Origin of the sequence: Mesorhizobium sp. M7A.F.Ca.CA.002.15.2.1, assembly GCF_003998715.1 — a bacterium.
GTDB classification, from domain to species: domain Bacteria; phylum Pseudomonadota; class Alphaproteobacteria; order Rhizobiales; family Rhizobiaceae; genus Mesorhizobium; species Mesorhizobium ciceri.
Window position 1 is genome coordinate 1 of sequence record NZ_RZPI01000508.1, and the last position, 4,211, is coordinate 4,211.

Sequence of the window (4,211 nt, forward strand, 5' to 3'; positions counted from 1 at the left end):
CCAGGCGCTCCATCGCCTGCTCCGGCAGATTGGCGCGGCCGGCGAGTTCGTCGACCCGGCCCGACAGCGTGCTCAACCGGTCCATGACCGCGTTGCCGGGACGATCCTGCGCCACTTCCTGGATCTGGCCGGCAAGCGAGTCGATCCGTCTCTCTATGCGCTCGAAAGCCTCGTGGTCGAATGAATTGGCTTGCGCGGCGACCGTCGATGCCACGATGGCGCGGGAAATCTCGTCCAGCCGCTCGTCGATCATGCCAAGCGTGTCGCTGCCGCGATTGTCTTGCTGGCTGGCGAAATGGTCGACAGCGCCGGCAAGCGTCCGCACCTTCTCCTCCAGCGAGCGCAGCGACAACGATTCCGGCAAATTGTTGACGGCATTGCTGATCTGCTCGAGCCGGGCGGTGAGAGCAGACAGGCCCGGGTCGTCCGAGCGCTTGCGCTGGTCGGCGTCGAGGCGGTCTTCGAACGCCGTCCAGCGGCGATCGAAATCGTCCCAGCGGCGGTCGACCTTCTGCACGCTCTCTTCGCGTGCCAGCGTTTCGAGTGCGGCTTTGACCTGTTCGAGCTCGAGGCGCAGCATGTTGACGCTTCTGTCGTCGCTCTTCTCGGCCAGGGTCTGGATGGCGCCCGAAAGACGCTCGAACTCAAGGCCGAGTTCAGCACTGCCCTTGGCCGAAGCACCGGGCCTTGCGCCTGACTGGAAGGCCCGCTCGATGTCCTTGCGCAGCGCTTCGAATTCCCGCTGCAGGCCTGCGGTCATCTGGTGGCGCAATTCCTCGCGCATGCCGCGCAATTCGCCGGCGATCTTGCCGACCATGGCAACGCCATCCTCCTGGCCGCGCACGCGATCGATATCGCGGGCAATGGCCTGGTAATTCTGCTCGAAAGCGGCGGCTCCCTGCATCGGGCTCTTCGGACGCGACGCGGGCTGCGGGTCCTCATACCAGCGCTGCTGGCCAGAGGGCCGGGCGGCGGGGTAGCGCGCATCGGCACCATATTGGCGGGGATCGGGTTGGCGGAGTTCGGGACGTGCCATCGGATCCTCGCGCGTCCGCTCCAGCCGCTGCTCCAGTGTCTCCAGCGACTGGTTCAACTGATCGAGCGTGGTCTGCGGCCTGCGCTGCCTGCCGGCATTGAGTGTATCGAGATAGGACCGCTTGCTGTTCATCGGTGCGTCCGTCTTTCAGAATGGCTGGCTCGCGGCCAGTTCCCCCAGGTCCCTATCGGAACGAAGGCGACCGGCGGCGATGCCGCGGCGGAAGACGAGCTTCCCGGGCTCTCGCCCGCGCTCCGAAAAACCGTGAAAAATTCGATACAGGATAAACACGGGTAGCCGACGCGCCCACATTTCCCCCAACGTGGTAAACAACGCGTTAACCAAACTTAAGAAATCGAAAGGATGTTGGCTGCTGGCCTGACGGTGCGGCATAAAGGGCGGGGCGCAGAACGCCCTTGCGTCATCCTGCGGCAATCGGTATAGAATTGACGTAAACGTAAAAGGCGCATTGAGCGCATGTTTGCGATTTGTTTGTTGAAACCACGACTGGAAGCAGGCCCCCGCTTCCAGTCAGGCGACGCACGGTCCAGGACCGCGACGCCACCAGACGGGGAAAGCCAGTGACCATGAAGCTTATCTCGGCCGGCGAGACCGCGGCCAATACCAATATGTCTGCCGAAGCCGGCGAGGACCTCGTCCGCATCGGCGAGATGGCGAAGAAATATGGAGTGACGCTGCGCACGCTGCGTTTCTACGAAGACAAGGGCCTGCTCAACCCGCAGCGCGACGGTTCGACCCGTCTCTACACGCGCCGCGACAAGGCCCGCCTCAAGCTGATCCTGCTTGGCCGCAAGGTCGGATTCTCGCTGCGCGACGTCAAGCAGATGATGGATCTCTACGATCCCACCGGTTCAAACACCAAGCAGCTCAAGCTTGCGCTGGACAAGTCGGAAAAGCAGCTTGCCCGCCTGCAGAAGCAACGGGCGCTGATCGACGACGCCATCAACGAGCTCAGCGGCTCGATGTCGGCGGTGCGCCAGATGCTGAGCGAGCGTTCGGCGCCGCAGGCGAGCGCCGCCAGCTGAAGCAATTCCGTCAGGAATTGCGCCAGACACCAAGTCGTCTGCTGATTGTCCGAGTTCTGTCTAGCCGCGTGGCCTGCCACGCGGCTTTTCGTTGTCCTGGCCCACTCTTATGGCCTTTCGGCGCTGGCTTGCGCAACGTCGCGCCGCTACGCTCATTGCTCCAGGGGGCGGGGAATCTTGTCGCATCGAGAAAATTGACGTTTACGCAAACGTCAATTTTTGCTATCCCGCTCCCAATATGGGTCCGCATGCCGCCCTGGCTTGTCTTCGGGGCATTCGGACCGGGTTTGCAGGGTGGAGAAAAAGCATGCCGACATACAGGGCTCCGGTCCAGGATACGCTGTTCGTGCTCAACGAGGTTCTGGGTTACCAGCGTTATTCGAACCTTCCCGGATTTGCCGACGCCACGCCCGATGTGCTCGAGGCGATCCTCGCCGAAGGCGCCAAGCTCGCCGAAAACGTCATGCATCCGCTGAACCGTGTCGGCGACATGGAAGGCTGTGTGCGTCACGACGATGGCTCGGTGACCACGCCGAAAGGCTTCAGGGAGGCCTTCGACCAGTACCGCGAGGGCGGCTGGATGGGATTGGCCGCACCCGTCGAGTTCGGCGGCCAGGGCCTGCCCTATGCCGTGCACACCGCCGTCGCCGAATATATGGTCTCGGCCAATATGTCCTTGATGATGTATCCGGGCCTGACGCAGGGCGCGATCGCGGCAATCATCACCCACGGCACCGACGAGCAGAAGGCGACATGGTTGCCGAGGATGATCGAGGGTGCCTGGACCGGCACCATGAACCTGACCGAGCCGCATTGCGGCACGGATCTCGGCCTGTTGCGGACCAAAGCGGTGCCGAACGGCGATGGCACCTATAAGATTTCAGGCCAGAAGATCTTCATCTCGGCCGGCGAACACGACATGTCGGACAACATCGTCCATCTGGTGCTGGCCCGCATCGAGGGTGCGCCGGAAGGCGTCAAGGGCATCTCGCTGTTCATCGTGCCGAAGCTCAAGCTCGACCCGTCGGGCAATCCGGGCAACAGGAACACCGTCTCCTGCGGCTCGATCGAGGAGAAGATGGGCATCCACGGCAATTCGACCTGCGTCATGAACTATGACGAGGCTGAGGGCACGCTGCTCGGCGAGCCCAATGGCGGCCTGAAGGCGATGTTCACGATGATGAACGAGGCGCGCCTCGGTGTCGGCCTGCAGGGGTTGTCGCTGTCGGAGATCGCCTATCAGAACGCTGTCGGCTACGCCAAGGACCGTTTGCAGGGCCGCTCATTGTCTGGGCCGAAGGCGCCGGACAAGAAGGCCGATCCGATCATCGTCCATCCCGACATCCGCCGCAGCCTGATGACCATGAAAGCCTTCAACGAGGCCGGCCGCGCGCTGGCGCTGTGGACGGCGATCAAGTCCGACATCGCCCACCGCTCCGGCGACGACAAGGATCGCCAGGCCGCCGACGACTACACCGGCCTGATGACACCGGTGGTCAAGGGCGTGCTCACCGACAAAGGGTTCGACCACGCCGTCATGGCGCAGCAGGTGTTCGGCGGTCACGGTTATATCGAAGAGCACGGCATGAGCCAGTTCGTGCGCGATGCCCGCATCGCTATGATCTATGAAGGCGCCAATGGCATCCAGGCGCTCGACCTCGTCGGCCGCAAGCTTGGTTTGCATGGCGGCCGCGCCGTGCAGGCCTTCTTCAAGGAGGTTGGCGAATTCTGCGAGGAGAACCGCGCTAACGAGAAGATGGCGCCGTTCACCAAGGCGTTGAAGAAAGGTCTCAACGATTTGCAGGCAGCGACCATGTGGCTGGTGCAGAACGGCATGGCCAAGCCCGACAATGCGGGTGCCGCCTCGACCGACTACATGCATCTCTTCGGCCTGGTCGCTCTGGGCTATATGTGGGCGCAGATGGCCAAGGTGGCACTTGGCAAGACGGACGCCAATGGCGCGCAATCCTTCTACGACAACAAGATCGTGACGGGGCGCTTCTTCATGGAGCGGATCATGCCGGAGACATCGGCGCATCTCGCCCGCATTTCGAGCGGCGCTGACACATTGATGGCACTGCCGGCGGAAGCGTTCTAAGCTCGACTTCACTGGCCTTTCTGTCTGTCGA

2 protein-coding genes and 1 pseudogene are annotated in these 4,211 nt (G+C 62.7%); 2 read left to right on the plus strand and 1 reads right to left on the minus strand.

The annotated features are described in order from the left end of the window. A pseudogene (locus tag ENZ74_RS23815) lies at nucleotides 1-1,168 on the minus strand (peptidoglycan-binding protein); the annotation flags it as partial. 455 nt (nucleotides 1,169-1,623) lie between these two features. On the opposite strand from ENZ74_RS23815, the gene ENZ74_RS23820 reads away from it, so the two are divergent. Continuing rightward, nucleotides 1,624-2,082: a MerR family DNA-binding transcriptional regulator gene (locus ENZ74_RS23820; RefSeq protein ID WP_013533661.1), complete on the plus strand. Its 459-nt coding sequence runs from the start codon at nucleotides 1,624-1,626 to the stop codon at nucleotides 2,080-2,082. A gap of 307 nt (nucleotides 2,083-2,389) precedes the next feature. Then, entirely contained in the window at nucleotides 2,390-4,180 is a 1,791-nt protein-coding gene (locus ENZ74_RS23825) for an acyl-CoA dehydrogenase (protein ID WP_013533660.1), read from the plus strand. Nucleotides 4,181-4,211: the final 31 nt, after the last annotated feature.